21 protein-coding genes are annotated in these 23779 nt (G+C 72.1%); 20 read left to right on the forward strand and 1 reads right to left on the reverse strand.

The window, feature by feature from the left end; translation table 11 throughout:
• The first annotated feature begins 127 nt into the window (after positions 1-127).
• The 17 genes from rimP to ACWD5O_RS14195 all read left to right on the forward strand — a co-directional run bounded on the left by rimP (position 128) and on the right by ACWD5O_RS14195 (position 17932).
• Positions 128-814, forward strand: coding sequence for a ribosome maturation factor RimP (gene rimP / locus ACWD5O_RS14115; RefSeq protein ID WP_354963243.1), 687 nt, complete (start codon positions 128-130; stop codon positions 812-814).
• Positions 811-1854, forward strand: coding sequence for a transcription termination factor NusA (nusA, locus tag ACWD5O_RS14120; protein ID WP_089017218.1), 1044 nt, complete (start codon positions 811-813; stop codon positions 1852-1854). The genes rimP and nusA overlap by 4 nt, the downstream gene beginning before the upstream one ends.
• A 16-nt stretch (positions 1855-1870) precedes the next feature.
• A complete protein-coding gene (locus tag ACWD5O_RS14125) occupies positions 1871-2203 on the forward strand; it encodes a YlxR family protein (protein WP_354963242.1) in 333 nt (110 codons plus the stop codon).
• Between the two features lie 93 nt (positions 2204-2296).
• The gene (infB, locus tag ACWD5O_RS14130; RefSeq protein ID WP_450085523.1) at positions 2297-5311 is read left to right on the forward strand and encodes a translation initiation factor IF-2; all 3015 of its coding nucleotides are present in this window, start codon (positions 2297-2299) and stop codon (positions 5309-5311) included.
• Positions 5312-5401: 90 nt separating this feature from the next.
• Positions 5402-5698, forward strand: coding sequence for a DUF503 domain-containing protein (locus ACWD5O_RS14135; protein WP_354963240.1), 297 nt, complete (start codon positions 5402-5404; stop codon positions 5696-5698).
• A 126-nt stretch (positions 5699-5824) separates the two neighbouring features.
• Positions 5825-6310, forward strand: a complete 486-nt coding sequence (gene rbfA / locus ACWD5O_RS14140; protein ID WP_354963239.1) for a 30S ribosome-binding factor RbfA — start codon at positions 5825-5827, stop codon at positions 6308-6310.
• The gene (locus ACWD5O_RS14145) at positions 6307-7365 is read left to right on the forward strand and encodes a DHH family phosphoesterase (RefSeq protein WP_387325445.1); all 1059 of its coding nucleotides are present in this window, start codon (positions 6307-6309) and stop codon (positions 7363-7365) included. Before rbfA ends, ACWD5O_RS14145 begins: the two co-directional genes overlap by 4 nt.
• 135 nt (positions 7366-7500) lie before the next feature.
• Entirely contained in the window at positions 7501-7908 is a 408-nt protein-coding gene (locus ACWD5O_RS14150; RefSeq protein WP_387325442.1) for a hypothetical protein, read from the forward strand.
• A complete protein-coding gene (locus tag ACWD5O_RS14155; protein ID WP_199723267.1) occupies positions 7908-8117 on the forward strand; it encodes a DUF6186 family protein in 210 nt (69 codons plus the stop codon). The genes ACWD5O_RS14150 and ACWD5O_RS14155 overlap by 1 nt, the downstream gene beginning before the upstream one ends.
• 544 nt (positions 8118-8661) lie before the next feature.
• On the forward strand, positions 8662-9975 hold the full coding sequence (locus tag ACWD5O_RS14160) for an MATE family efflux transporter (RefSeq protein WP_354963236.1): 1314 nt from the start codon (positions 8662-8664) through the stop codon (positions 9973-9975).
• Positions 9976-10030: 55 nt separating this feature from the next.
• Entirely contained in the window at positions 10031-10915 is an 885-nt protein-coding gene (gene truB, locus ACWD5O_RS14165) for a tRNA pseudouridine(55) synthase TruB (RefSeq protein ID WP_354963235.1), read from the forward strand.
• 130 nt (positions 10916-11045) lie between these two features.
• Positions 11046-11975 (forward strand): bifunctional riboflavin kinase/FAD synthetase, encoded by a 930-nt coding sequence (locus tag ACWD5O_RS14170; protein WP_354963234.1) that lies wholly within the window; start codon positions 11046-11048, stop codon positions 11973-11975.
• A 200-nt stretch (positions 11976-12175) separates the two neighbouring features.
• The gene (gene rpsO / locus ACWD5O_RS14175; protein WP_074317913.1) at positions 12176-12445 is read left to right on the forward strand and encodes a 30S ribosomal protein S15; all 270 of its coding nucleotides are present in this window, start codon (positions 12176-12178) and stop codon (positions 12443-12445) included.
• A gap of 226 nt (positions 12446-12671) precedes the next feature.
• On the forward strand, positions 12672-15065 hold the full coding sequence (locus tag ACWD5O_RS14180; RefSeq protein ID WP_387325434.1) for a polyribonucleotide nucleotidyltransferase: 2394 nt from the start codon (positions 12672-12674) through the stop codon (positions 15063-15065).
• Positions 15066-15112: 47 nt separating this feature from the next.
• The gene (locus tag ACWD5O_RS14185; RefSeq protein WP_387325431.1) at positions 15113-16510 is read left to right on the forward strand and encodes a M16 family metallopeptidase; all 1398 of its coding nucleotides are present in this window, start codon (positions 15113-15115) and stop codon (positions 16508-16510) included.
• A 107-nt stretch (positions 16511-16617) separates the two neighbouring features.
• Entirely contained in the window at positions 16618-17391 is a 774-nt protein-coding gene (dapB, locus tag ACWD5O_RS14190) for a 4-hydroxy-tetrahydrodipicolinate reductase (RefSeq protein ID WP_387325428.1), read from the forward strand.
• Positions 17392-17461: 70 nt separating this feature from the next.
• Positions 17462-17932: a GNAT family N-acetyltransferase gene (locus ACWD5O_RS14195; protein ID WP_450085524.1), complete on the forward strand. Its 471-nt coding sequence runs from the start codon at positions 17462-17464 to the stop codon at positions 17930-17932.
• A 122-nt stretch (positions 17933-18054) separates the two neighbouring features.
• Here ACWD5O_RS14195 and ACWD5O_RS14200 read toward each other — a convergent pair whose 3' ends face one another.
• Positions 18055-20157: an amylo-alpha-1,6-glucosidase gene (locus tag ACWD5O_RS14200; RefSeq protein ID WP_450085525.1), complete on the reverse strand. Its 2103-nt coding sequence runs from the start codon at positions 20155-20157 to the stop codon at positions 18055-18057.
• Between the two features lie 145 nt (positions 20158-20302).
• Here ACWD5O_RS14200 and ACWD5O_RS14205 point away from each other — a divergent pair, with 145 nt between their 5' ends.
• The 3 genes from ACWD5O_RS14205 to ACWD5O_RS14215 all read left to right on the forward strand — a co-directional run bounded on the left by ACWD5O_RS14205 (position 20303) and on the right by ACWD5O_RS14215 (position 23778).
• Positions 20303-21292, forward strand: coding sequence for a LacI family DNA-binding transcriptional regulator (locus ACWD5O_RS14205; protein ID WP_450085526.1), 990 nt, complete (start codon positions 20303-20305; stop codon positions 21290-21292).
• A gap of 25 nt (positions 21293-21317) precedes the next feature.
• The gene (locus tag ACWD5O_RS14210) at positions 21318-22568 is read left to right on the forward strand and encodes a sugar ABC transporter substrate-binding protein (protein ID WP_450085527.1); all 1251 of its coding nucleotides are present in this window, start codon (positions 21318-21320) and stop codon (positions 22566-22568) included.
• Positions 22569-22656: 88 nt separating this feature from the next.
• Positions 22657-23778 (forward strand): carbohydrate ABC transporter permease, encoded by a 1122-nt coding sequence (locus ACWD5O_RS14215; RefSeq protein ID WP_450085528.1) that lies wholly within the window; start codon positions 22657-22659, stop codon positions 23776-23778.
• The last annotated feature ends 1 nt before the right edge of the window (position 23779 follow it).

Here is a 23779-nt window from a genome sequence, read left to right on the forward strand (position 1 = left end):
CGGTGCGCCGCCCGGTCCGCCGACGGGCTGGCGCGTTACGCTCTGCGCAGCCACCGGCGCGTCCGCTCCGGTGGCGTGCCGGCATGGCGGGACAACCCGGACCGTCGACCAGGGAAAGGGTGCGGAGATGACGCAGCGTGGCCGTGCCACCAGGTCGACAGGTCGACCCCGCGACGGCGCGGGTCCCCGCGGCGGTGATCTCGCCGCGCGGCGTACCCGGTTGCGGACTGTGATCGAGCCGGTGGTCAACGGCGTCGGCTACGACCTGGAGGACCTTTCGGTCTCCCGGGCCGGCCGGCGACACGTGGTCCGGGTGATCGTGGACGCCGACGGCGGGATCGACCTGGACGCCGTCGCGGACGTCTCACGCGCCGTCTCGGCCGCGCTGGACGCCGCCGAGGAGACCGGCGGCGACATCGTCGCCGGGGAGTACCAGCTGGAGGTCAGCTCGCCGGGCGTGGACCGGCCGCTCACCCTGCCCCGCCACTGGCGGCGCAACGTGGGCCGGCTGGTCAAGGTCACCGCCCGGGGCGCGGCCGGGCTGCCCGGCCAGCGCGGCGAGCAGCCCGCCGGGGACCGCCAGCTGACCGGCCGGGTCGTCGCCGCCGACGACGAGGGCGTGCAGCTGGAGACCGACGACGGCCGCGCCCTCCTCCCGTACGCCCAGCTGGGCCCGGGCCGGGTGCAGGTCGAGTTCACCAGGCTCGCCGAGTTGGGCGAGCCGGACGAGTTCGACGACGCGGACGAGACCGACGAGATCGACGATTCAGACGACATCGACGACGAAGATGATGTGGAGGACGAGGAGAGGTGAACATCGACCTCGCGGCGCTGCGCGCACTCGAGCGCGAGCGGGAGATCCCGTTCGACACGATTCTCGCGGCGATCGAGACCGCGTTGCTGACCGCCTACCGGCACACCGACGGTGCCGAGCCGCACGCCCGGGTGGAGATCGACCGCAAGTCCGGCGCCGCCCTGGTGTACGCGCAGGAGATGGACGAGGACGGCACCCTGGTGCGGGAGTGGGACGACACCCCGCACGACTTCGGCCGGATCGCCGCCATGACCGCCAAGCAGGTGATCCTCCAGCGGCTGCGGGAGGCCACCGACGAGGTGCACTTCGGCGAGTACGTCGGCCGCGAGGGCGACCTGGTCACCGGCGTGGTGCAGGCGCACGAGACGCGGACCGAGAAGGGCATCGTCAGCGTCGACCTGGGCAAGCTGGAGGGTGTGCTGCCGCAGTCCGAGCAGGTGCCCGGCGAGCGGTACGCGCACGGCGAGCGGATCCGCTGCGTGGTGGTGCACGTGGCCAAGGGCATGCGCGGACCGCAGATCACCCTGTCCCGGTCGCACCCGGCGCTGGTCAAGAAGCTGTTCGCGCTGGAAGTGCCGGAGATCGCCGACGGCACGGTGGAGATCGGCGCGATCGCCCGTGAGGCAGGTCACCGTACGAAGATCGCCGTACGCTCCACCACCCCCGGGGTGAACGCCAAGGGCGCCTGCATCGGCCCGATGGGCCAGCGGGTGCGCGCGGTGATGAGCGAGCTGCACGGTGAGAAGATCGACATTATCGACTGGTCGGACGACCCGGCGACCTTCGTCGGCAACGCGTTGTCGCCGGCCAAGGCGTTGCGGGTCGAGGTGGTGGACCTTGCCGCCCGGGCCGCCCGGGTGACCGTTCCGGACTTCCAGCTCTCTCTCGCCATCGGGCGGGAGGGGCAGAATGCCCGCCTCGCGGCCCGATTGACCGGTTGGCGGATCGACATTCGGTCCGACGCGGAGCAGACCAGCCCGGCCGCGCGTGGGGCAGCTGATCACGTGCCGGAACCGGGCGGCGCGATCTCGGGCAGCTAGGGGTAGACTTCCTCCAGTGGTACGACGCGCGCAGCCGGAGCGCACCTGTGTGGGTTGCCGGCAACGTGCGCCGGCCAGCGAATTGCTGCGGATCGTCGCGATCGGAGACGAGGCTGGTTACAGCCTCCGGCCTGATCCGCTCCGCAGGCTGCCGGGTCGGGGAGCGAACATGCACCCGGATCCGGCCTGCTTCGCGCTGGCGGTGCGGCGCCGCGCCTTCGGGCGTGCGTTGCGCATCACCGAGGTCCTTGACCACGGTGTGCTGGCGGAGCACGTCGATGCGCCAACCACTACGTCCGGTCAGCCCGACCGGGCGAGGGTCGCTAGCAGGGTAGGACGACCGACATGAGCACACGATGAAGTCCCTGAAATGACCAGGCTTCAAGTGCACGAGTGAGGTCGCTGCGGGTGCTGCCCGCACGACCTCGGAGTGAGGAGTGCAGTGGCAGGCAAGGCCCGCGTACACGAGCTTGCAAAAGAGCTCGGGGTCGAGAGTAAGACCGTTCTCGCCAAGCTGAAGGAAATGGGCGAGTTCGTGAAGTCCGCGTCCAGCACCGTCGAGGCGCCCGTCGCCCGGCGGCTGCGTAACGCATTCGTGGCGTCCGCCGGTGCTCCGGCGCCGGCCGCCCCGTCGGCGCCCGCGCCGGCGCCGGCTTCGACCCCGACGCCGTTCCCGACCCCGGGCGCGCCCCGGGTCTCGGCCAAGCCGATGCCGCCTCGGCGGCCGGCCGCGCCGGCCCCGGGTCCGAAGCCGAAGGGTCCGGTGCCTGGTGCGCCGCAGCCCGCGGCCCCGGCCCTGGTCGCCAAGCCGGCGAGTGCCCACGACATCGAGGTGGCGGCCGCGGAGGCGCGTGCCGCCGCGCTGAAGGCTGAGCAGGAGGCCGCGGTCAAGGCCGCGCAGGCCGCCCGTCAGCAGCAGCGGGACAACCCCGTTCGCCGGGAGCCTCCGGCAGACGGCGGCAACCGCCCCGGCCCTCGGCCGGGTCCCGCCGCGATGCCGCCCCGTCCCGGTTCGCCGGCAGCTCGTCCGAGCACGCCGGCACCGGGTCCCGGTGCCCGGCCCGGCGGTCGTCCGCCGGCGCGCGGCGCCGGTAACAACCCGTTCGGCATTCAGGGTGGCCAGCAGCGGCCGCCGGCGGCGGGCGCGGGTGGCCCCCGGCCCAACACCCCGGCGGGCATGCCGCCGCGGCCGAGCCCGAACTCCATGCCGCCGCGGCCCAGCCCGGCGTCCATGCCGAGTCAGCGTCCGGCCGCCGGTCGTCCCGGCCCCGGTGGCGCTGGTCGTCCCGGTGGCGGCGCTGGTCGTCCCGGTGGCGGTGGCGGTGGCTTCCGCGGCGGTCCCGGCGGTGGCGCCGGTGGCGGTGGCGGTTACCGCGGCGGCCCCGGTGGCGGCGCGGGTGCCGGCGGTGGCGGTGGCTACCGTGGCGGTCCCGGCGGCGGCGGCGGTGCTCCCGGTGGCGGTTTCCGTCCGGGTGCTCCGGCCGGTGGTGGCGGTCGTCCGGGTGCGGGCGGTCGTGGCCGTGGCGGTGGCGCCGCGGGTGCCTTCGGGCGTCCGGGTGGCCGGCCGACGCGCGGTCGCAAGTCCAAGAAGCAGCGCAGACAGGAGTTCGACAACCTGTCGGCCCCGACCATGAGCTCGGGTGCTCCCCGGGGTCAGGGTCAGGTCGTCCGGCTCTCCCGTGGCGCGTCGCTGTCGGACTTCGCCGACAGGATCAACGCCAACCCGGGTTCGCTGGTCCAGGAGATGTTCAACCTGGGCGAGATGGTCACCGCGACCCAGTCCTGCTCTGACGACACCCTGCAGCTGCTGGGTGAGCACCTCGGATTCGACATCCAGATCGTCAGCCCGGAGGACGAGGACCGCGAGCTGCTCGCGCAGTTCAACATCGACCTCGACGCGGAGGTGGCCGAGGAGCGTCTGGTCAGCCGTGCGCCGGTGGTGACCGTCATGGGTCACGTCGACCACGGTAAGACCAAGCTGCTCGACGCGATCCGCAAGGCGAACGTCGTGGCCGGCGAGGCCGGTGGCATCACTCAGCACATCGGTGCCTACCAGGTCCACGTGCCGCACGACGGCATGGACCGCGCGGTGACCTTCATCGACACCCCGGGTCACGAGGCGTTCACCGCCATGCGTGCTCGTGGTGCCCAGGTGACGGACATCGTGATCCTGGTGGTCGCGGCCGACGACGGCGTGATGCCGCAGACGATCGAGGCGTTGAACCACGCCAAGGCGGCTGACGTGCCGATCGTGGTCGCGGTCAACAAGGTCGACAAGCCGGAGGCCAACCCGGACAAGGTTCGCCAGCAGCTGACCGAGTACGGCCTGGTCGCTGAGGAGTACGGCGGCGAGACCATGTTCGTCAACGTGGCCGCGAAGCCGGGCATCGGCATCGAGGAGCTGCTCGAGGCTGTCCTGCTGACCGCCGACGCGTCGCTGGAGCTGACCGCTCCGATCGACGGGCCGGCGCAGGGTGTGGCCATCGAGGCGCACCTGGACAAGGGCCGCGGTGCGGTGGCGACGGTGCTGGTGCAGAAGGGCACCCTGCGGGCGGGCGACTCGATCGTCGCCGGTGGGGCGCACGGCCGGGTCCGGGCCATGCTCGACGAGAACGGCAACCAGGTCTCCGAGGCCGGGCCGGCGCGTCCGGTCATGGTCCTGGGTCTGACCGCGCCGCCCGGCGCGGGTGACACGTTCCTCGCCGCGGCGGACGACCGTACGGTGCGGCAGATCGCCGAGCAGCGGCAGGCGCGGCGGCGGGCGGCGGCATTCGCCAACTCCCGTGGCCGGGCCACCCTTGAGACGCTCATGGAGCAGCTCAAGGAGGGCGAGAAGACGTCGCTCAACCTCATCCTCAAGGGCGATGGCTCCGGTTCGGTGGAGGCCCTGGAGGACGCGCTGTTCAACCTCGACATTCCCGAGGAGGTCCAGCTCAAGGTCCTCGATCGGGGCGTCGGCGCGATCACCGAGAGCAACGTCATGCTCGCGAGCGCCTCGTCCGAGCCGGTCACGATCATCGGCTTCAACGTGCGGGCCTCGAACAAGGTCCGCGAGATGGCCGACCGCGAGGGCGTGGAGATCCGGTACTACACCGTCATCTACCAGGCCATCGAGGAGATCGAGGCGGCGCTCAAGGGCCTGCTCAAGCCGGAGTACGAGGAGGTCGAGCTGGGCAGCGCGGAGATCCGCGACGTCTTCCGCTCGTCCAAGATCGGCAACATCTCCGGTTGTATCGTCCGGTCCGGTGTCATCCGGCGCAACGCGAAGGCGCGCCTGCTGCGGGACGGGGCGGTCGTGGCGGACAACCTCACGATCAGCTCCCTGAAGCGGTTCAAGGACGACGCCACGGAGGTCCGCGAGGGCTTCGAGTGTGGTCTGACCCTGGGTGGTTACAACAACGTCCAGGTCGGCGACATCATCGAGACCTTCGAGATGCGGGAGAAGGTTCGCGCCTGATCCGGCGGTGACAAGCTGATCAAGGGGTTTACGCCGCTCGGCGTAAACCCCTTGATCATGTGGGGCGGGTTGGCGGTATCGTCCGGGGCGATGTTCACCGGAACCGCGGTCTTCGACCTGCTGCTGCCGGGCGACTCCAGGTCGCTCAAAGCCAAGAGATCATATGTACGGCCGATCGTGGCGGCGCTGCGCCGCTTCGAGGTGTCGGCCGCCGAGGTGGGAGCGCTCGACCTGCACGGTCGAGCGCAGATAGCGGTGGCCGTGGTGGCCGCCGAGGCGGCCCACGTCCGCGAGGTGCTGGACTCCTGCGAGCGCCTGGTGGTCGGTCGCCCCGAGGTGGAGCTGCTGTCGGTTCGGCGCCGGTTGTACGGCGCGGAGGACGACTGAGCAGGGTGCCGACGGTGCCGGGCGACCCGGCCGGTCGCGAAGGTAGTGTTCGAGATGTTGGCCGGTCGGCCGGCGGCCCGCGGGTCGCCGTGTCGGCCGGGAGCAGGACGCCGTGGAGGTGGCGAGATGTCTGATCCGGCCAAGGTACGCCGGCACGCGGAACGGGTGCGTGAGCTGGTCGCGTCGGTGGTGCGGAGCCAGATCAAGGACCCGCGGCTCGGCATGATCACGATCACCGACGCCCGGATCACTGCCGACCTGCGCGACGCGACGGTCTTCTACACCGTGCTCGGCGACGCGGTGGCCCAGGCGGACACCGCGGCGGCGCTGGAGAGCGCCAAGGGGCTGCTGCGCAGCACCGTCGGCAAGGCGCTCGGGCTGCGGCACTCGCCGACCCTCACCTTCGTCCTCGACGACGTGCAGGATCAGGTCAAGCACATCGACGACCTGCTCGCCGCGGCCCGCAATGCGGACGCCGAGGTGCAGCGGCTCGCCGCCCAGGCGAAGTACGCGGGCGAGGCACAGCCGTACCGGGTCGACGAGGAGACGGACGAGACCGACGGCGAGGGCGCCGAGGTCCCGGAGAACCCCCGGGGTGGGGAAGCGCGGTGACCGGCACCGCCGGCCCCCAGCTAGCGACGGCGGTCGGTGCCGGCCCCACCCAGGCGGACTGGGTGGCGGCCGAGGCGCTGGTGCGCGCCCTTCCGCCGACCGGCCGGGTGCTGCTGATCTGTCACGTCAACCCGGACGGCGACGCGCTGGGCAGCATGCTCGGCTTCGGCCTGGGCCTGCGTCAGCTCGGCGTACGCCACCTGCAGGCGACCTTTCCCGGGCCGCCGGAGGTGCCTGAGCCGTTCCGGGGGATGCCCGGGCTGGACCTGCTGGTCCCGGCCGGCGCAGCGGATCCCGACCCGGACCTGGTGATCTGCTTCGACGCGGCGAGCGAGTCGCGCCTCGGTGAGCTGGTCGGGCGGTTGTCGTCCGCGGGGGCGGCGCTGGTGCTCGACCACCACGCCTCGAACACCGGCTTCGGCACGGTCAACCTGGTCGACCCGGCGGCCGCGGCGACCTCGGTGGTGGCCGAGCAGCTGCTGGCCCGGCTCGGTGTGGCGTTGGACCGGGCCATCGCGGAGTGCCTCTACGTGGCACTGACCACGGACACGGGCTCGTTCCGGTTCGAGGCGACCACCCCGGCCGTGCACCAGCTGGCCGCCCGGCTGCTGGCCACCGGCATCTCACCCGGTGACATCTCCCGGCGCGTCTTCGACACCCGCCCCTTCGGCGCGGTCCGGCTCTTCGGCGAGGTGCTGGGCCGGGCCCGGCTGGAGCCGGCCGAGGCCGACGGTCGGGGCCTGGTGTGGACCTTCGCGACCCTGGACGACCTGGCCCGGCACGACCAGCGCCCGTACGTGCTGGAGGCGTTGATCGACTCGGTGCGGTGCACCGCCGAGGCGGACGTGAGCTGCGTGCTGAAGCAGACCACGCCCGGCGACTGGGCCGTGTCGATGCGCAGCAAGGGCGCGGTCGACGTCAGCCGGGTGGCGGTCGCGCTGGGCGGTGGTGGCCACAAGTTCGCGGCCGGGTTCACCGGTCGGGGCACCGTCGAGCAGGTGGTCGAGGCGATCCGCGGCCAGTTGGACGCGGCACTGATCCGCCCCGGCGACTGATCGAGGCACTCGCGCCGCCGGGTGTCGCACACCCGGTGCGCGGACCAGCCACACGCTCTGCCGAGGGGGAGATCAGGGTCAACTCCGGGGAGTGTTGGTCTTCCCGCGTTCGGTGAGACCGGGAAGAATTGCGGGATGGAGCAGCCGCACGACCTCACCATGGAGGCCCCCCGCGCCTGGGACCGGCCTGCCGTCTCCGTACCGGTCCTCGTCTGCCTGTCGCTCGTCGGTGGCCGGTTCGCGTCATTCTCCACCGAGGCCAACCTGTACACCCTCGGCACCGGCGGGGTGCTGATCTGGCTCGGTCTGAGCAACCGGGTGCCCCGTCGTCCGGCGCCGCGTCGGCTGGGTGTGGGAGCGGCCTGGTGGGCGCTGCCGGTCGTGATCTTCGGCGTCTTCGAAGGCGTCACCTTCGTGCTGGCGGTGGGCGACGACTTCCCCACCTTCTCCCGGCTGGCCGATCCCCTGCTGGAGGACCAGCTGACCCGGTCGGCGGCCTGGTTCGCCTGGCTGGGCGCGTTCTGGGGGTTGGTGCGGCGATGATGCGGGCGCTCGCGATCGGCGGCTTCCTCACCGCGCTGGCCCTCTTCGGCGTGGTCGAGTGGTTGGCCCGGCGGGAGGGCTCCCGGATCCCCACGCTGGGCGAGGTCTGCGCGTACGTGATGCGCTACGAGGTCGGCCCGGTGCCGGTGGGCCGGATCGGTCTGTTCGGCTTCTGGTGGTGGCTGGGCTGGCACTTCCTGGCCCGCTGAACCGGGTACCGGCCTGTCCAGATAGCGGGAACCGTGGGCAGCATGTGGACCTGAACGATAGCTTGGGAGACGGCCGGCGCCGCGCCGCGGTGCAGGTCGTGGGCGGTGGTGCCACACCTCGTGCCGCCTCCCTCCAGGGTCGGACCGACCCGGGCTTACGCCGCCCAGCCGGCTGCTCCGGTAACCCCGGACCGCCGTGGGGCGCTCAGCACGACCGCCCGTGAGGGCCGCCGCGTGCCGGTGGCTCGCACCCTGGAAGGAGCGCCACCATGCCGAACAAGCCCAAGCCGGAGACCACCGACGACGCCCGCGAGCAGGCCCGCCGCGCGCTGCAGACGTCGATGGACACCCGTCAGTGACCCGACCCGTCCGGCGGTGACGCCGCCGACGATTTCCGTCCACGGCGTCACCGCCCGACCGGCCTGGTCCCGTCCGGGCCGCGCCACGCACTGATCCCGCACCGCGGGGTAGCCCCGCCGGTTCTCACCGGTAAGTGCTGGCGCTCCTTGCGATCCTTACCGTGCTCGTGACAGGATCGCCGGCGATGGACACCAGCACGCTTGCCGCGTCCCCCCGGCGGATCGCCGGCCTCGCCCTGCCAGCCCTCGTGGTGCTGGCCGCCGAACCGCTCTACGTGCTGGTCGACACCGCCGTGGTCGGTCACCTCGGCCGGGTGCCGCTGGCCGCGCTCGCCGTCGGCGGCACGGTCATGACGCTCACCGCGTGGCTCGGCACCGTGGTCGCGTACGGCACCACCGGGCGTTCGGCCCGCCGCTTCGGCGCCGGCGACCGGGCAGCGGCGGTGGCCGAGGGTGTTCAGTCGTCCTGGCTGGCGTTCGGCGTCGGGCTGCTGGTCGCCGTCGGCATGCAGATCGGCGGGGGCGCGCTGGCACGTACCCTCGCCGGAGGCGGCGGGGAGGTGGCCGACGCCGCCGCGCAATGGCTTCGGATCGCGGCGCTCGGCGCTCCCGGCCTGCTGCTCGCCGCCGCCGGCAACGGCTGGCTGCGTGGAGTGCAGGACACCCGCCGCCCGCTGGTCTTCGTGCTCGGCCCCAACCTGCTCTCCGCACTGCTCTGCCCGCTGCTGGTCTACCCCGCCGGGCTCGGCCTGGTGGGGTCGGCCGTGGCGAACGTGATCGCGCAGACGCTCGCCGGGGTGCTCTTCGCCGCCGCGCTGGTCGCCGAGCGGGTGTCGCTGCGACCCCGACCCCGGCTGATCCGCCAGCAGTTGGTGCTCAGCCGGGACCTGCTGATCCGGGGCGTGGCGTTCCAGGCCAGCTTCCTCTCCGCGACCGCCGTCGCCGCCCGCTTCGGCGCCGCCGCCGTCGGCGCCCACCAGATCGCGCTCCAACTCTGGTTCTTCACCGCGCTGGTGCTCGACGCCCTCGCCATCGCCGCGCAGTCCCTGGTGGGCGCCGCGCTCGGGGCCGGCGACGCGGCGGGCGCCCGGGCGCTGGCCCGCCGGATCGGGCTGCTCGGCGGCGTCTGCGGCGTCGGGTTCGCGCTGCTGATCGCCGCCGGCGCCGGCGTGGTGCCGTCGTTGTTCAGCTCCGACCCCGAGGTACGCGAGCAGGCCATGGTGGCCTGGCCCTGGTTCGTCGCCATGCAGCCGCTGGCCGGAGTGGTGTTCGCGCTCGACGGCGTGCTGATCGGCGCCGGCGACGTGCGCTACCTGCGCAACCTCACCATCGTGGCGGCGCTCGGCGGCTTCCTGCCGGCCATCTGGCTGGCGTACGGGCTCAAGCTGGGGCTGGGCGGCATCTGGGCCGGGCTCACCCTGTTCGTGGTGATCCGGCTGGTCGCCCTGCTGCTACGACTGCGCGACGGCCGCTGGGCCGTCGTCGGCGCGATTCGTTGAGGCGGCGCCTGCCCACACACGTCGCCATCCGGGGCATCTGGCAGGCTTGGGCGACGTGAGCACCGATGGTCTGATCGTGGTCGACAAATCCGGCGGCATGACGTCGCACGACGTGGTGGCGCGGATCCGCCGGCTGGCGAAGACCCGGCGGGTCGGGCACGGCGGCACGCTCGACCCGATGGCTACCGGTGTGCTGGTGATCGGCGTGGGCCGGGCCACCCGGTTGCTGACCTACGTGATCGGCGCGGGCAAGAGCTACACCGGCACCATCCGGCTCGGCCAGGCCACCGTCACCGACGACGCCGAGGGCGACGTGATCGCCACCACCCCGGCCGGTCAGGTCACCGACGACGCGATCCGGGCTGCGCTGAGCGCGTCGACCGGCGAGATCGACCAGGTGCCGAGCGCGGTCAGCGCCATCAAGATCGACGGCCAGCGGGCGTACAAGCGGGTGCGCGACGGGGAGAACGTCGAGCTGCCGGCGCGGCGGGTCACCATCTCCCGCCTGGAGGTGCTGGCGATCCGCCGCACCGAGCCGGACGTGGTGGACGTGGACATCGACGTCACCTGCTCCTCCGGCACGTACATCCGCGCCATCGCCCGGGACGCGGGCCTGGCGCTCGGAGTCGGTGGCCATCTGACCGCGCTGCGCCGAACCGCGGTGGGCGGCTTCACCCTCGCCGAGGCGACCACCCTCGACGAGCTGGAGCAGCGCGCCCCGGACGTGGTCAACCTGCCGCTCGACGCGGCGGCCGACCGGTTCTTCCCCCGTCGGGAGGCCACGCCCGACGAGGCGCGGGTGCTCGCCCACGGCGGGCCGCTGGACCCGGCCGGCCTGACCGGGCCGTACGCCGTCTTCGGCCCGGCCGGCGGGCTGATCGCTATCGTCAGCGAGCGGGACGGGCGGGCCCGCGCCGAAATCGTGCTCGCCCCGGCCTAGACGGCGAGGCCGCCGGTGCGCGCGCCCGGGTGGCGCCCGGCGGCGCGGATCCGCCCGGCGAGTGTTAACAAGGGGCCCTTCCTCTGCACGAGGCGTTAAGAAGGGGCCCTTCCTTACGAAGGGGAGCGGCATGCAGCGGTGGCGGGGATACGACGCGGCACCCGGCGGGTGGGGGCGTTCGGTCGTCACCATCGGCGTCTTCGACGGCGTGCACAAGGGGCACCAGGCGACCATCGGGCACGCCGTGGCCCGGGCCCGAGAGCTGGGCGTGCAGTCCGTCGTGGTCACGTTCGACCCGCACCCGGCCGAGGTGGTCCGCCCCGGCTCGCATCCGGCTGTGCTCACCGAGCCCGCCCGCAAGGCTGAGCTGATCGAGGCGCTCGGCGTGGACGTGCTCTGCGTGGTGCCGTTCACACCGGAGTTCTCCCGGCTGCCCGCCGAGCAGTTCGTGCACGACATCCTGGTCGAGCACCTGCACGCGGCGCTGGTGGTGGTCGGCAGCAACTTCCGTTTCGGGCACCGGGCGGCCGGCGACGTGGCGCTGCTGGAGCGGCTGGGTCAGACCTTCGGCTTCGCGGTGGAGGGCGGCCCGCTGGTCGCCGAGGACGGCACCGTCTTCTCCTCGACGTACATCCGCTCCTGCGTCGACGCGGGCGACGTGGGCGCGGCGGCGGCCGCGCTGGGCCGTTCGCACCGGCTGGAGGGCGTGGTGGTCCGCGGTGACCAGCGTGGGCGGGAACTGGGCTTTCCCACCGCCAACCTGCTCTGCCACCGGTACGCGGCGGTGCCCGCCGACGGGGTGTACGCGGCCCGGCTGATCCGCCGCGGGCAGCGCGAGCCGCTGATGGCGGCGGTGTCGGTGGGCACCAACCCGACCTTCTCCGGCCGGGAGCGGCGGGTGGAGGCGTACGCGCTGGACTTCGACGGTGACCTCTACGGCGAGCGGCTGGCCCTGGACTTCGTGGCGCACCTGCGGGGGCAGATCCGGTACGACTCGATCGAGCCGTTGATCGCCCAGATGGAACAGGACGTCGAACGCACCCGGCGCGCCCTGGGCTGATCCTCCCGGGCGACGCAGCTGCCTGCCCGAGGCCCTTGACCGGGTGCTACCGGCGGGTGCTGGTAGTCTGGCGGAAACGTCGGGTGACCGGCGTGGGGCCTCGCGTGCCTGCTCGACGCCGCGGGTGCGAGGACCGGTCCGTCCCCGGTCCATCGGGACGACGGACAACTACTTGATCAACCCACTGAAACAGGGAGAACATGGCGCTCGATCAGGAAGCCAAGGCCACGATCCGCGCGGAGTACGCGACCGCCGAGGGCGACACCGGTTCGCCGGAGGTCCAGGTCGCGGTCCTCACCAAGCGGATCGCTGAGCTGACCGAGCACCTGAAGGTGCACAAGCACGACCACCACAGCCGCCGTGGGCTGCTGCTGCTGGTCGGCCGGCGCCGTCGGCTGCTCAACTACGTCCAGAAGAAGGACATTGCCCGCTACCGGTCGCTCATCGAGCGGCTCGGCCTGCGCCGGTGACGTGACGGGGGAGTGGCCGACCGGCCGCTCCCCCGATCGGCGTCCCACCTGAAGAACACGGGCCGCGCGACCACCCGACAGGGAGCCGGTCAGCGTACCGGTCTCCGGTAGTGGCCCCCGGGAATCCCGGCATCATGCCGGCCACCCGGGCGCTTCGATCGAAGACCGGCCGGCTGAGCAGTTCCCCGTGTCGTGGGGCCCACGACGCGAAGGAGCACTACAGCACATGACCGAGACCAACCTCGGCACCGAATCCCGCACCGCCGTGATCGACAACGGGTCCTTCGGCACCCGTGAGATCACCTTCTCCACCGGTCGGCTGGCTCGCCAGGCCGCCGGTTCCGTCGTCGCCCAGCTGGGCGAGACGGTCGTTCTCTCCGCCACCACCGCCGGTAAGCACCCGAAGGAGCAGTTCGACTTCTTCCCGCTGACCGTCGACGTCGAGGAGCGGATGTACGCCGCGGGCCGGATCCCCGGCTCGTTCTTCCGCCGTGAGGGCCGGCCCAGCGAGGACGCCATCCTCACCTGCCGGCTGATCGACCGGCCGCTGCGCCCGTCGTTCGTCAAGGGCCTGCGCAACGAGGTCCAGGTCGTCGAGACCATCCTCGCGCTCGACCCGCAGCACCCGTACGACGTCGTGGCGATCAACGCCGCCTCGATGTCGACCAAGCTCTCCGGCCTGCCGTTCTCCGGCCCCATCGGTGCCACCCGGGTCGCGCACATCGACGGCCAGTGGGTCGCCTTCCCGACCCTGGAGGAGCTGGCACGCGCCACCTTCGACATGGTCGTGGCCGGCCGCACGCTCGAGGACGGCGACGTCGCGATCATGATGGTCGAGGCGGAGGCCACGCCGAACGCCGTCGCCCTGATCTCGGCCGGCGCCACCGCCCCGACCGAGGAGATCGTGGCCAGCGGCCTGGAGGCCGCGAAGCCGGCGATCCGTGAGCTGTGCCGCGCGCAGAGCGAGCTGGCCGAGGTCGCCGCCAAGCCGGTCACCGAGTTCCCCGTCTTCCTGGACTACCAGGACGACGTGTACGACGCGGTCGCCGGGCTGGCCCGCACCGAGGTGGCCGAGGCGATCACCATCGCCGGCAAGGCCGACCGCGAGGAGGCCCTGGACCGGGTCAAGGCCCGGGTCGCCGAGGAGCTGGGTGGTCGGTTCGAGGGTCGGGAGAAGGAGCTCAGCGCCGCCTTCCGCTCGCTGACCAAGTCCGAGGTGCGCAACCGGGTGCTGCGTGAGCAGGTCCGCATGGACGGGCGTGGCCCGCGGGACATCCGCCCGCTGACCGCCGAGGTCGGCGTGCTGCCCCGGGTGCACGGTTCGGCGCTGTTCGAGCGGGGCGAGACCCAGATCCTGGGCGTCACCACGCTCAACATGCTCCGCATGGAGCAGATGGTGGACACGCTGTCCCCCGAGAACCGCAAGCGCTACATGCACAACTACAACTTCCCGCCGTACTCGACCGGTGAGACCGGCCGGGTCGGCTCGCCGAAGCGGCGCGAGATCGGCCACGGCGCGCTCGCCGAGCGGGCGCTGATCCCGGTGCTGCCGGCGCGCGAGGAGTTCCCGTACGCCATCCGGCAGGTCTCCGAGGCGCTCGGCTCCAACGGCTCCACCTCGATGGGTTCGGTCTGCGCCTCGACGCTGGGCCTGCTCAGCGCCGGTGTGCCGCTGAAGGCGCCGGTCGCCGGCATCGCGATGGGGCTCATCTCCGACGAGGTGGACGGCAAGACCCAGTACGTGACGCTGACCGACATCCTCGGTGCCGAGGACGCGTTCGGTGACATGGACTTCAAGGTCGCCGGCACGCCGGAGTTCGTCACCGCGCTCCAGCTCGACACCAAGCTCAACGGCATCCCGTCGGACGTGCTGGCCGCCGCGCTGCAGCAGGCGAACGAGGCCCGGCAGGTCATCCTCGGTGTCATGAAGGCGGCGATCGAGGCTCCGGCCGAGATGTCGGACTACGCGCCGCGGGTCACCACCGTCAAGATCCCGGTGGACAAGATCGGCATGGTGATCGGCCCGAAGGGGCAGACCATCAACGCGATCCAGGACGAGACCGGCGCCGAGATCTCCATCGAGGACGACGGCACGATCTACGTCGGCGCCACCAACGGCCCGTCGGCCCAGGCGGCCGTCGACCGGATCAACGGGATCGCCAACCCGACCCTGCCCAAGCAGGGCGAGCGGTTCCTCGGCACGGTGGTCAAGACCGCCGCGTTCGGTGCGTTCATCTCGCTGCTGCCGGGTCGTGACGGCCTGCTGCACATCTCCAAGGTGGGCGACGGCAAGCGGGTCGAGCGCGTTGAGGACTTCCTCAACGTCGGCGACCGGGTCGAGGTCGAGATCGCGGACATCGACGCCCGCGGCAAGATCTACCTGGACAAGGTCCGCCCGGAGGGCGCCGAGGCGCCGGCCGCTGGTGAGGCCGCCGGTGGCGACCGGCCGGCCAGCCGCGACCGTGGCGACCGTGGGCCGCGTGACCGGGGCGACCGCGAGCGTGGCGGCGACAAGGGCGGCCGTGGCCCGGAGCGCGGCGACCGTGGCGAGGGCGGCAACGGCGGCGGCGAGGGTGGTGAGGGCGGCGAGCGTCCGCGCCGCCGGACCCGGCACAGCTGATCGTCGTACATCGCATCACCCACCCCTCGTCGAACCGGGAGCAGTACGTGAGTCGGGCCTTCAGTGCGCCGTTTCCACCGGATCGACGGGGGGTGGCCGCGTCCCGGGACACCGGGGCGGGCCGCTCCGGCGGCACCGCCCGGGCGGTGACCCGGACGCTCAGCGACGACCCGCTGGGCGGCACGGTACGTCGTACCGTGCTGCCCGGCGGCCTGCGCGTGCTCACCGAGGCGATTCCGGCGATGCGCAGCGTCTCGTTCGGCATCTGGGTGGCGGTCGGCTCGCGGGACGAGACCGGCCCACAGGCCGGTGCCGCACACTTTCTCGAGCACCTGCTCTTCAAGGGCACCCACAAGCGCACCGCCCTGGAGATCTCCTCGCAGATCGAGGCGGTGGGTGGCGAGACCAACGCCTTCACCACGAAGGAATACACCTGCTACTACGCCCGCGTGCTGGACGAGGACCTGCCGCTGGCGATCGACGTGATGTGCGACCTGGTCGCCGACTCGCTGCTGGAGCCGGCCGACGTGGAGACCGAGCGCGGCGTGATCCTCGAAGAGATCGCCATGCACGACGACGAGCCCGGTGACGAGGTGCACGACCTCTTCGCCCGCGCCGTCTACGGCGACCACCCGCTGGGCCGACTGATCTCCGGCACCGAGGAGACCGTCACGCCGATGACCCGGCGGCAGATCCAGAGCTTCTACCGGCGCCGTTACACCGCGCCGCAGATCGTCATCGCCGCCGCCGGCAACCTCGACCACGCCGCGGTGGTCAAGCTGGTCCGCCAGGCGGTGCGCGGCACCCCGCTGGACAGCGACCCGGCGACCCCGGCGCCGTACCGCAAGGCCACCCCGGCGGTACGGACCCGGCCCGCCACCACTCTGGTGGAGCCGAAGGAGACCGAGCAGGCGCACATCATCCTCGGCTGCCCCGGCATCGATCGCATCGACGATCGGCGCTTCGCCCTCGGGGTGCTCAACAACGTGCTCGGCGGCGGCATGTCCAGCCGGCTGTTTCAGGAGATCCGCGAGCAGCGCGGCCTGGCGTACTCGGTCTACTCGTACGCCAGCCAGTACGCCGACAGCGGCCTGTTCGCCGTCTACGCCGGCTGCGCGCCGGGCAAGGTGGACGAGGTGCTGGCCCTGACCCGCGCCGAGCTGGCCCGGGTGGCCGCCGAGGGGCTGACCGAGGCCGAGGTGGCCCGGGGCAAGGGGATGAGCAAGGGCTCGTTCGTGCTCGGCCTGGAGGACACCGGTTCCCGGATGAGCCGGCTGGCCAAGGGGGAGCTGCTCTACGGCGACCTGATGCCGGTGGACGAGCTGCTCCGGCGGGTCGACGAGGTCACCGTGGCGGACGTGAACGCCCTCGCCGCGGAGCTGCTCGGCCGGCCGATGTCGCTGGCCGTGGTCGGCCCGTTCGGCGCCTCCGACTTCGTCGGCTGAGGGCGCTGCCGCCGCGGTGGGGCAGTCGGGCCGGGTGACCTCCCGGACAGTGGCGTGGATCCGGTCCGGCCGGGAGCCAGCGTCCCGATTGGGATAGGTTGTGCCCCGTGACTGACGAGCAGGAGAGAACTCCGGCCGACCCGGTGCGGGTCGGTGTCCTGGGTGCCCGGGGCCGGATGGGCATCGAGGTGTGCAAGGCGGTCGACGCCGCCGACGACCTTGAGCTCGTGGCGATGGTCGACCAGGGTGACGGCCTCTTCGCCGCGTCCGACGCCGGCGCCGAGGTGGTCGTCGACTTCACCACGCCGGACGTCGTCATGGACAACCTGCACTGGTGCATCGACCAGGGCATCAACGCGGTGGTCGGCACCACGGGCTTCACCGAGCAGCGGCTGGACCGGGTGCGCGGCTGGCTTGCCCGCAAGCCGGGGGTGGGCGTGGTGATCGCGCCGAACTTCGGCATCGGCGCGGTGCTGATGATGCAGTTCGCCGCGCGGGCCGCCCGGCACTTCGAGTCCGTCGAGATCATCGAGCAGCACCACCCGCGCAAGTTGGACGCCCCGAGCGGCACGGCCACGCACACGGCGCGGCAGATCGCCCGGGCCCGCGCCGAGGCTGGGCTCGGCCCGGTCCCGGACGCCACCAAGGACGAGGTGCCGGGCGCGCGGGGCGCCGAGATCGACGGGGTACGCGTACACGCCGTGCGCGCCACCGGGCTCGTCGCCCACCAGGAGGTGCTGTTCGGCACCACCGGCGAGACGCTGACCATTCGGCACGACTCGTACGACCGGGCCTCGTTCATGCCGGGTGTGCTGCTGGCCGTGCGCGCGGTGCGCAACCGCCCCGGTCTCACCGTCGGCCTGGACGCCCTGCTCGACTGACCGCGCCGCGGTGTCGAGGGTGGGCGGAAACCGGATCGCGGGGGAGTCGGGCCGGTCCTAGGCTGCCGCCATGATCAATGGTGGACATCTGGACCAGGTCGGACGCCGGGTCACCCTGCGCCCGGTGGACGACGACAACTGGCGTGCCGTGGCCGACGTCGCCCCGCGCGACGACCAGCGCCGGTTCGTCGCCGCGCTGGGCGCCCGCTACCTGCTGGTCAGCATCCGATCCGAGGTGTGGAACTCGCTCGCGGTCTACGCCGACGAGGCCGTCGTCGGCCATGTCATGTGGGGCGTGGACGATGACGGCTCGCACTGGATCGGCGGGATGCTGATCGACGCCGCCGAGCAGAACCGGGGTGTCGGTCGAGCCACCGTGCGGACCCTGGCCGCCTGGCTGGCCGCCAAGGACGGCAACCCTAGGGTTCGCCTCTCGTACCACCCCGACAACACCCAGGCGGCATCCCTCTACACGGCCCTGGGCTTCCACACCACCGGCGCCATGGACGACGACGAACTAATCGCCGAACAAAGCCGGTAACGCCCCCACCCCACCCCACCCAACCCCACCCCCGTTGATCATGAAGTTATTGCCACGACACGCCGCGGCGGGTGACAACAACTTCATGATCAGCGGGTCGGGACGGGGTGCTGCGGGGTGGGTTAGAGGGGGGTTGAGGTGGTGGGGCGGCGTTGGGTGGGGAGGGTTGGGGTCAGGGGGGTGGGTAGGCCGGTGATGGTGGGGTGGCCGGTTCGGTCGACGGTGATGTCCACTGGGGTGCCGGCCAGGCGGAAGCCGCTGACCGTGAGCGCGCCGAGCTCGGCTCCGGCCAGCGGCGCCAGCCGGACCGTGCCGCCCGGCACGTCGGGGTAGAGCCCGGTGGCGGCCTGGAGCAGCAGCACCGCGCTGGCTGCGGCCCAGGCCTGCGGCCGGCACGCCGCCGGGTACGGCACCGGGCGGTTCACCAGTGACCGGTCGTCGCCGCCGTACAGCTCGGGCAGCCGGTAGTCGAACGCCTCGGCCGCGGCGAGCAACCCTTCGGCCAGGCCGAGCGCGGCGTCCCGGTGCCCGGCGCGGGCCAGCCCGGCGAGCACGATCGCGGTGTCGTGGGTCCAGATCGAACCGCAGTGGTACGACAGCGGGCTGAATCCGGCGTCGTCGGTGGACATGGTCCGCAGCCCGAAGCCACCGGCCAGCGTGTCGGTGGTGAGCAGGCGGGCGACCTGGTCCTCCTCGTCGCCGGTGAGCAGGCCGGTGCCGAGCAGGTGACCGATGTTGCTGGTCAGTGAGTCGACCGGCCGCTTGTCCCGGTCCAGGGCCAGCGCGGGTTGTGGGCCGTACCGGCCGTCGACCCAGAAGCTGTCCCGGAACCGGCGGGCGAGCGCGGCGGCGTGCTCACGCCAGCGGTCCCCACCCGGGCGGCCGAAGGCGTCGAGCAGTGCGGCGCCGTTCACCGCGGCCTCGTGCGCGTACCCCTGCACCTCGGCCAGCACGATCGGCGCGGTGGCCAGCGAGCCGTCGTGGAACCGGACGGCGTCGCCGGAGTCCTTCCAGCCCTGGTTGGACAGCCCGTGCCCGGTGGTGTCGATGTACTCGACCAGACCGTCGCCGTCCGGGTCGGCGTGCTCGCAGAGCCAGCGCAGCGCCGCCTCCAGGTGCGGCAGCAGCGGTTCGATCTGCTCGACCGGGAGACCCCAGCGCCAGGCGTCGTGCAGCAGGTTGACCCAGAGCATGGTGGCGTCGACGGTGCCGTAGTAGACCGGTGGCAGGCGGAGCCCGTCGTCGGGCAGCGCGAACTCGTGCCGGCGCAGCTCGTGCAGGATCTTGCCGGGGGCCTCGCCGGTGGCCGGATCGACGCGGGTGCCCTGTCGCCGGGCGAGCACCCGCAGGGTGCCGGCGGCCAGGTCGGTGCCGAGCGGCAGCATCATCCGGGCGGCCCAGAGGCTGTCCCGGCCGAACAGGGTGAGGAACCAGGGCACCCCGGCGCCGAGGAAGACGTCGCGGGGTGCGCCGGTCTCGGCCAGTCGCAGCCCGCGCAGGTCGTCGAGGCTGCGGTCGAGCAGCCGGACCAGCCGCCGGTCGTCGGCGGTCACCTGGGGCCGGGACCAGTCCGGCTCGCCGGCCGGGCCGATGACCACGGCGCGCGGGTCCTCGACGGTCAGGTGCCAGCGCAGCACCGTCTCGCCGCCGGGGGGCAGCTCGACCGGCCAGGCCAGCCGGGGGGCCGTGATCCGTTCGCCGGTGGCGAGGACGTCGGCGCCCGCGCCGGTGACGGTGACGGTGATGCCCTCCGCCGCCCAGGTGAGCACGCCGGGCTGGCCGGTCTTGGCTTCCAGCGGCGGCGCGGCGCCGCCGGACTTGACCACCTCGATGGGTGCCAGGTCGCAGGCGAGGTCGACGCTGACGGTGGCGCGTACCGGCACGGTGGCCGTGGAGACGACCCGCAGCTCCTCGGTGAGGCCGTCGCGGGTGGCCCGGCGGAGCCGGTCGACCCGGACGGTGGGGTCGGGCACGGCGTCGCCGAGCCAGCGCGCCAGGCTCACGAAGCGGGCGCCGTGCGGGCCGTCGTCGCCGCGGGTCAGCCCTTCCAGCTCCCGGTCGTCGACCCGTAGCTCGACCCGGGAGAGCACCCTGGCGTCGGCGTGGAAGACGCCCTGGACGCCGGTCGGGCGGATCTGCCCGGTCGCGTCCCCCAGTGCGCTGGTCGGGGCGAGGACCACCCCCACCAACTCGTGCAGGAGGGGTTGCAGCTGGCGTTCGATCACGGTGTGGCTCCAGATCCTCAGGGTGCGGGACGGACGTCTTGACAACGCGCCCCTGGCGGTGCAAAGTGCGAAACATTCCAGAAACTTGAACGATCTAATCCTGCCTTATCCAGATTGGATCGTTCAAGATGGCGAGAGGGATTAAGTGGCCGAAAAGGTGACCATCGCGACGGTGGCCCGGCACGCCCGAGTGAGCCGCCAGACGGTGTCCAACGTGCTCAACGCCCCGCACATCGTGCGGGAGGAGACCCGGCTACGGGTCCAGGACGCCATCAGCGCGCTCGGCTACCGAGCCAACCAGGCCGCCCGGCAGATGCGTACCGGCCGGTCCCGGCTGATCGCCGCACGGATCGAGCCGACCCGCGACGGCATCAACGGATCGGTGCTCGACCGCTTCCTGCACGGCCTCACCGAGACCGCCGACGCCGCCGGCTACCGGGTGCTGCTCTACACCGCCACCGACGACGAGCGGGAGATCGCCACCTACGACGACCTGCTGGGCACGTACGAGCTGGACGCGTTCGTGCTCGTCGGCACGAAGTACGGCGACCCGCGTACCGCCTGGCTCGCCGGCCGGGACGTGCCGTTCGTGACCTTCGGCCGGCCGTGGGACGCGCTCGACGCCCACCCCTGGGTCGACGTCGACGGCGCGGCCGGCACGGCCCAGGCCACCCGGCACCTGCTGGCGTCCGGGCACCGGCGGATCGCGTTCATCGGTTGGCCGCTCGGCTCCGGCGTCGGCGACGACCGCCGGGCCGGTTGGCGCGACGCGCTGCGCGCCGCCGGCATCGACCCGACCGGGCTGCACCGGGAGACCGAGGACGGCATCGCCGAGGGGGAGCGGCTGATGCGCGACCTGCTCGTCACCGTGGCACCGACCGCCGTGGTCTGTGCCAGCGACTCGCTCGCCCTCGGCGCCGTCCAGGCGATCCGCGGCGTCGACCCGCCCGTGTCGGTGATCGGCTTCGACGACACCCCGGTGGCCGCCGCGGTCGGGCTGGCCAGCGTCAGCCAACCGCTCGGCGAGGCCGCCGCCCGCTGCGTGGACCTGCTCACCGGGGTCCTCGACGGTAACCACGAGACCCCCACCCACGTGCTGCTCCAGCCCGCGCTGGCGCTTCGGCACACCGCGTAGTCCCTTCCCCCACCAGGAGAAACCCATGGCACCTCGAACCCTCACCCGGGCGGCGGTGGCCGGCTTTGCCGCCGTCGCCCTCCTCGGCTCCGCGGCCTGCGGCAGTGGCTTCGACGACTCCTCCGGCGACGCCACCCAGTCCAGCGGCCCGGCCAGCCTGCAGATCCTGATCGGCTCCTCGGGCGAGGCTGAGACCAAGGCCGTCCAGGACGCCGCGGCGAAGTGGGCCGGCAGCTCCGGCAACACCGCCACGGTCACCCCGGCGCAGGACCTCACCCAGCAGCTCGGTCAGGCCCTCGCCGGTGGCACCCCACCGGACGTCTTCTACGTCGACGCGGCGCGGTTCGCCGACTACGCCAGCGTCGGGGCCCTGGAGCCGTACGGCGACAAGGTGAGCAACACGAGCGACTTCTACGAGAGCCTGCGCACCGCCTTCACCTACGACGGCAAGCTCTACTGCGCGCCCAAGGACTTCTCCACCCTGGCCCTGCAGATCAACACGGACCTGTGGACCAAGGCCGGGCTGACCGACGCCGACGTGCCGACCACCTGGGACCAGCTCACCGCGACCGCCCAGAAGATCAAGGCCAAGGGGCAGGTCCCGCTGGCCCTGGGTGACACCCGCGACCGGATCGGCGCCTTCATGGTGCAGAACGGCGGGTGGCTGATGAGCAAGGACGGCAAGCAGGCCACCGCCGACACCCCGGAGAACCTGGCCGCCCTCCAGTACGTCAAGACCATGCTGACCACGGGCCTCGCCAAGTACCCGAAGCAGCTTGACGCCGGCTGGTCCGGTGAGGCGTTCGGCAAGGGCAAGGCCGTGATGACCATCGAGGGCAACTGGATCAAGGGCGCACTCCAGAACGACTTCCCGAACGTCAAGTACAAGGTCGTTCCGCTGCCGGCCGGCGCGAAGGGCCAGGGCACGCTCTCTTTCACCCAGTGCTGGGGCATCGCGGCCAAGAGCAAGTACAAGGACCAGGCGATCAAGTTCGTCGAGGCGATGACCAGTGGCGAGCAGCAGATGGCCTTCGCCAAGGCGTTCGGCGTGATGCCGTCCCGGCAGTCGGTGCGCGACCAGTACACCAGCGCCTTCCCGGCGGACAAGCCGTTCATCGACGGCGCCGCGTACGCCCAGGGCCCGGTGAACGCCCCGAAGATGGACAGCGTCCTCGGCGACCTCGACACCGGTCTGCAGGGCCTGGTCAACGGTGACCCGAAGACCGTGCTGCAGAACTTCGACAAGAACGCCAAGGCGGCGCTCGGCGCCAGCTGAGGTGTTAGGAAGGGCCCCTTTTTATGCACCAGGCGATAACAAGGGGCCCTTCCTTACACCGTCGGCCCGAGACAGGGAGGGAGGGGAGATGGCAACCGAAACATTGAGCGCCGTGGCGACCGCGTCCGGCGAGAGCCCCCGCCGACGCCGAGGCGGCATCCGCAGCAACGAGACCGTCGCCGGCTGGCTCTTCGTCGCGCCGGTGATCGTCATCCTGGGGCTGTTCCTGCTGCTGCCGATCCTGATGGCGCTCTGGGTCAGCCTGACCGACTGGAACGGCCAGGGCAGCCCGTTCACCGGCGACGTGCCGTTCGTCGGCGGGCACAACTACACCCAGTTGTTCACCGAGGACGGGCTGGCCCGCCGCGACTTCATGACCAGCATCCGCAACAACATCTACTACGTGGCGATCGTGGTGCCGGCGCAGACCGTGCTCGCGCTCGGGCTGGCGCTGGTCGTCAACAACCGGATGCTCAAGGGCAAGAGCTTCTTCCGCAGCGCCTTCTACTTCCCCTCGGTCACCAGCTCGGTCGCGATCAGCGTGGTGTTCCTGTTCCTGTTCGCCAACTCGGGCGCGGTCAACGCGCTGCTCAGCGTCCTCGGCATCGACGGACCGGAGTGGTTCGCCGACTCGCGGGGCGTGCTGCACCTGCTGTTCAAAGCGGTCGGCGTCGACTCGCCCCCGGCGGCGCTGGCCGACGGCGGCCCGTTCGGGCTGAGCTGGTGGGACTGGCTGGCCGGTCCCAGCGTGGCGATGATGTCGATCATCACTCTTGTCATCTGGACCACCTCCGGCACCTTCATGCTGATGTTCCTGGCCGGCCTGCAGAACGTGCCGGTCACGCTGGACGAGGCGAGCACCCTCGACGGCGCGTCCCGGTGGCAGCGGTTCCGGCACGTCACCCTGCCGCTGATCAGGCCGACCACGTTCCTGGTGCTCACCCTCGGCCTGATCGGCTCCTGGCAGGTCTTCGACCAGGTGTACGTGATGAGCCAGGGCGGCCCGGCCAAGACCACGCTCACCCCGGCCTACCTGTCGTACCGGACCGCCTTCCGGGACTTCGACTACGGCTCGGGCGCGGCGATCTCGTTCGTGCTGTTCCTGATCATCATCGTGCTCACGCTGATTCAGCGCCGAGTGCTCGCCGAGCGGGACACCGACCGGCCGCGACGCGGCTGGCGGCGTCGGCGCGTACCGGGGAGGTCCTGAG

The sequence above is a fragment of the Micromonospora sp. NPDC005161 genome (assembly GCF_053599855.1).

Bases quoted from the DNA above. Each gene is read 5' to 3' on its own strand.
- ACWD5O_RS14195 (WP_450085524.1), top strand. From the start codon at position 17,462: ATGATCAATGGTGGACATCTGGACCAGGTCGGACGCCGGGTCACCCTG.
- rbfA (WP_354963239.1), top strand. From the start codon at position 5,825: ATGTCTGATCCGGCCAAGGTACGCCGGCACGCGGAACGGGTGCGTGAG.
- ACWD5O_RS14215 (WP_450085528.1), top strand. From the start codon at position 22,657: ATGGCAACCGAAACATTGAGCGCCGTGGCGACCGCGTCCGGCGAGAGC.
- ACWD5O_RS14210 (WP_450085527.1), top strand. From the start codon at position 21,318: ATGGCACCTCGAACCCTCACCCGGGCGGCGGTGGCCGGCTTTGCCGCC.
- rimP (WP_354963243.1), top strand. From the start codon at position 128: ATGACGCAGCGTGGCCGTGCCACCAGGTCGACAGGTCGACCCCGCGAC.
- ACWD5O_RS14170 (WP_354963234.1), top strand. From the start codon at position 11,046: ATGCAGCGGTGGCGGGGATACGACGCGGCACCCGGCGGGTGGGGGCGT.
- ACWD5O_RS14155 (WP_199723267.1), top strand. From the start codon at position 7,908: ATGCGGGCGCTCGCGATCGGCGGCTTCCTCACCGCGCTGGCCCTCTTC.
- rpsO (WP_074317913.1), top strand. From the start codon at position 12,176: ATGGCGCTCGATCAGGAAGCCAAGGCCACGATCCGCGCGGAGTACGCG.
- ACWD5O_RS14150 (WP_387325442.1), top strand. From the start codon at position 7,501: ATGGAGCAGCCGCACGACCTCACCATGGAGGCCCCCCGCGCCTGGGAC.
- ACWD5O_RS14180 (WP_387325434.1), top strand. From the start codon at position 12,672: ATGACCGAGACCAACCTCGGCACCGAATCCCGCACCGCCGTGATCGAC.
- ACWD5O_RS14160 (WP_354963236.1), top strand. From the start codon at position 8,662: ATGGACACCAGCACGCTTGCCGCGTCCCCCCGGCGGATCGCCGGCCTC.
- ACWD5O_RS14135 (WP_354963240.1), top strand. From the start codon at position 5,402: ATGTTCACCGGAACCGCGGTCTTCGACCTGCTGCTGCCGGGCGACTCC.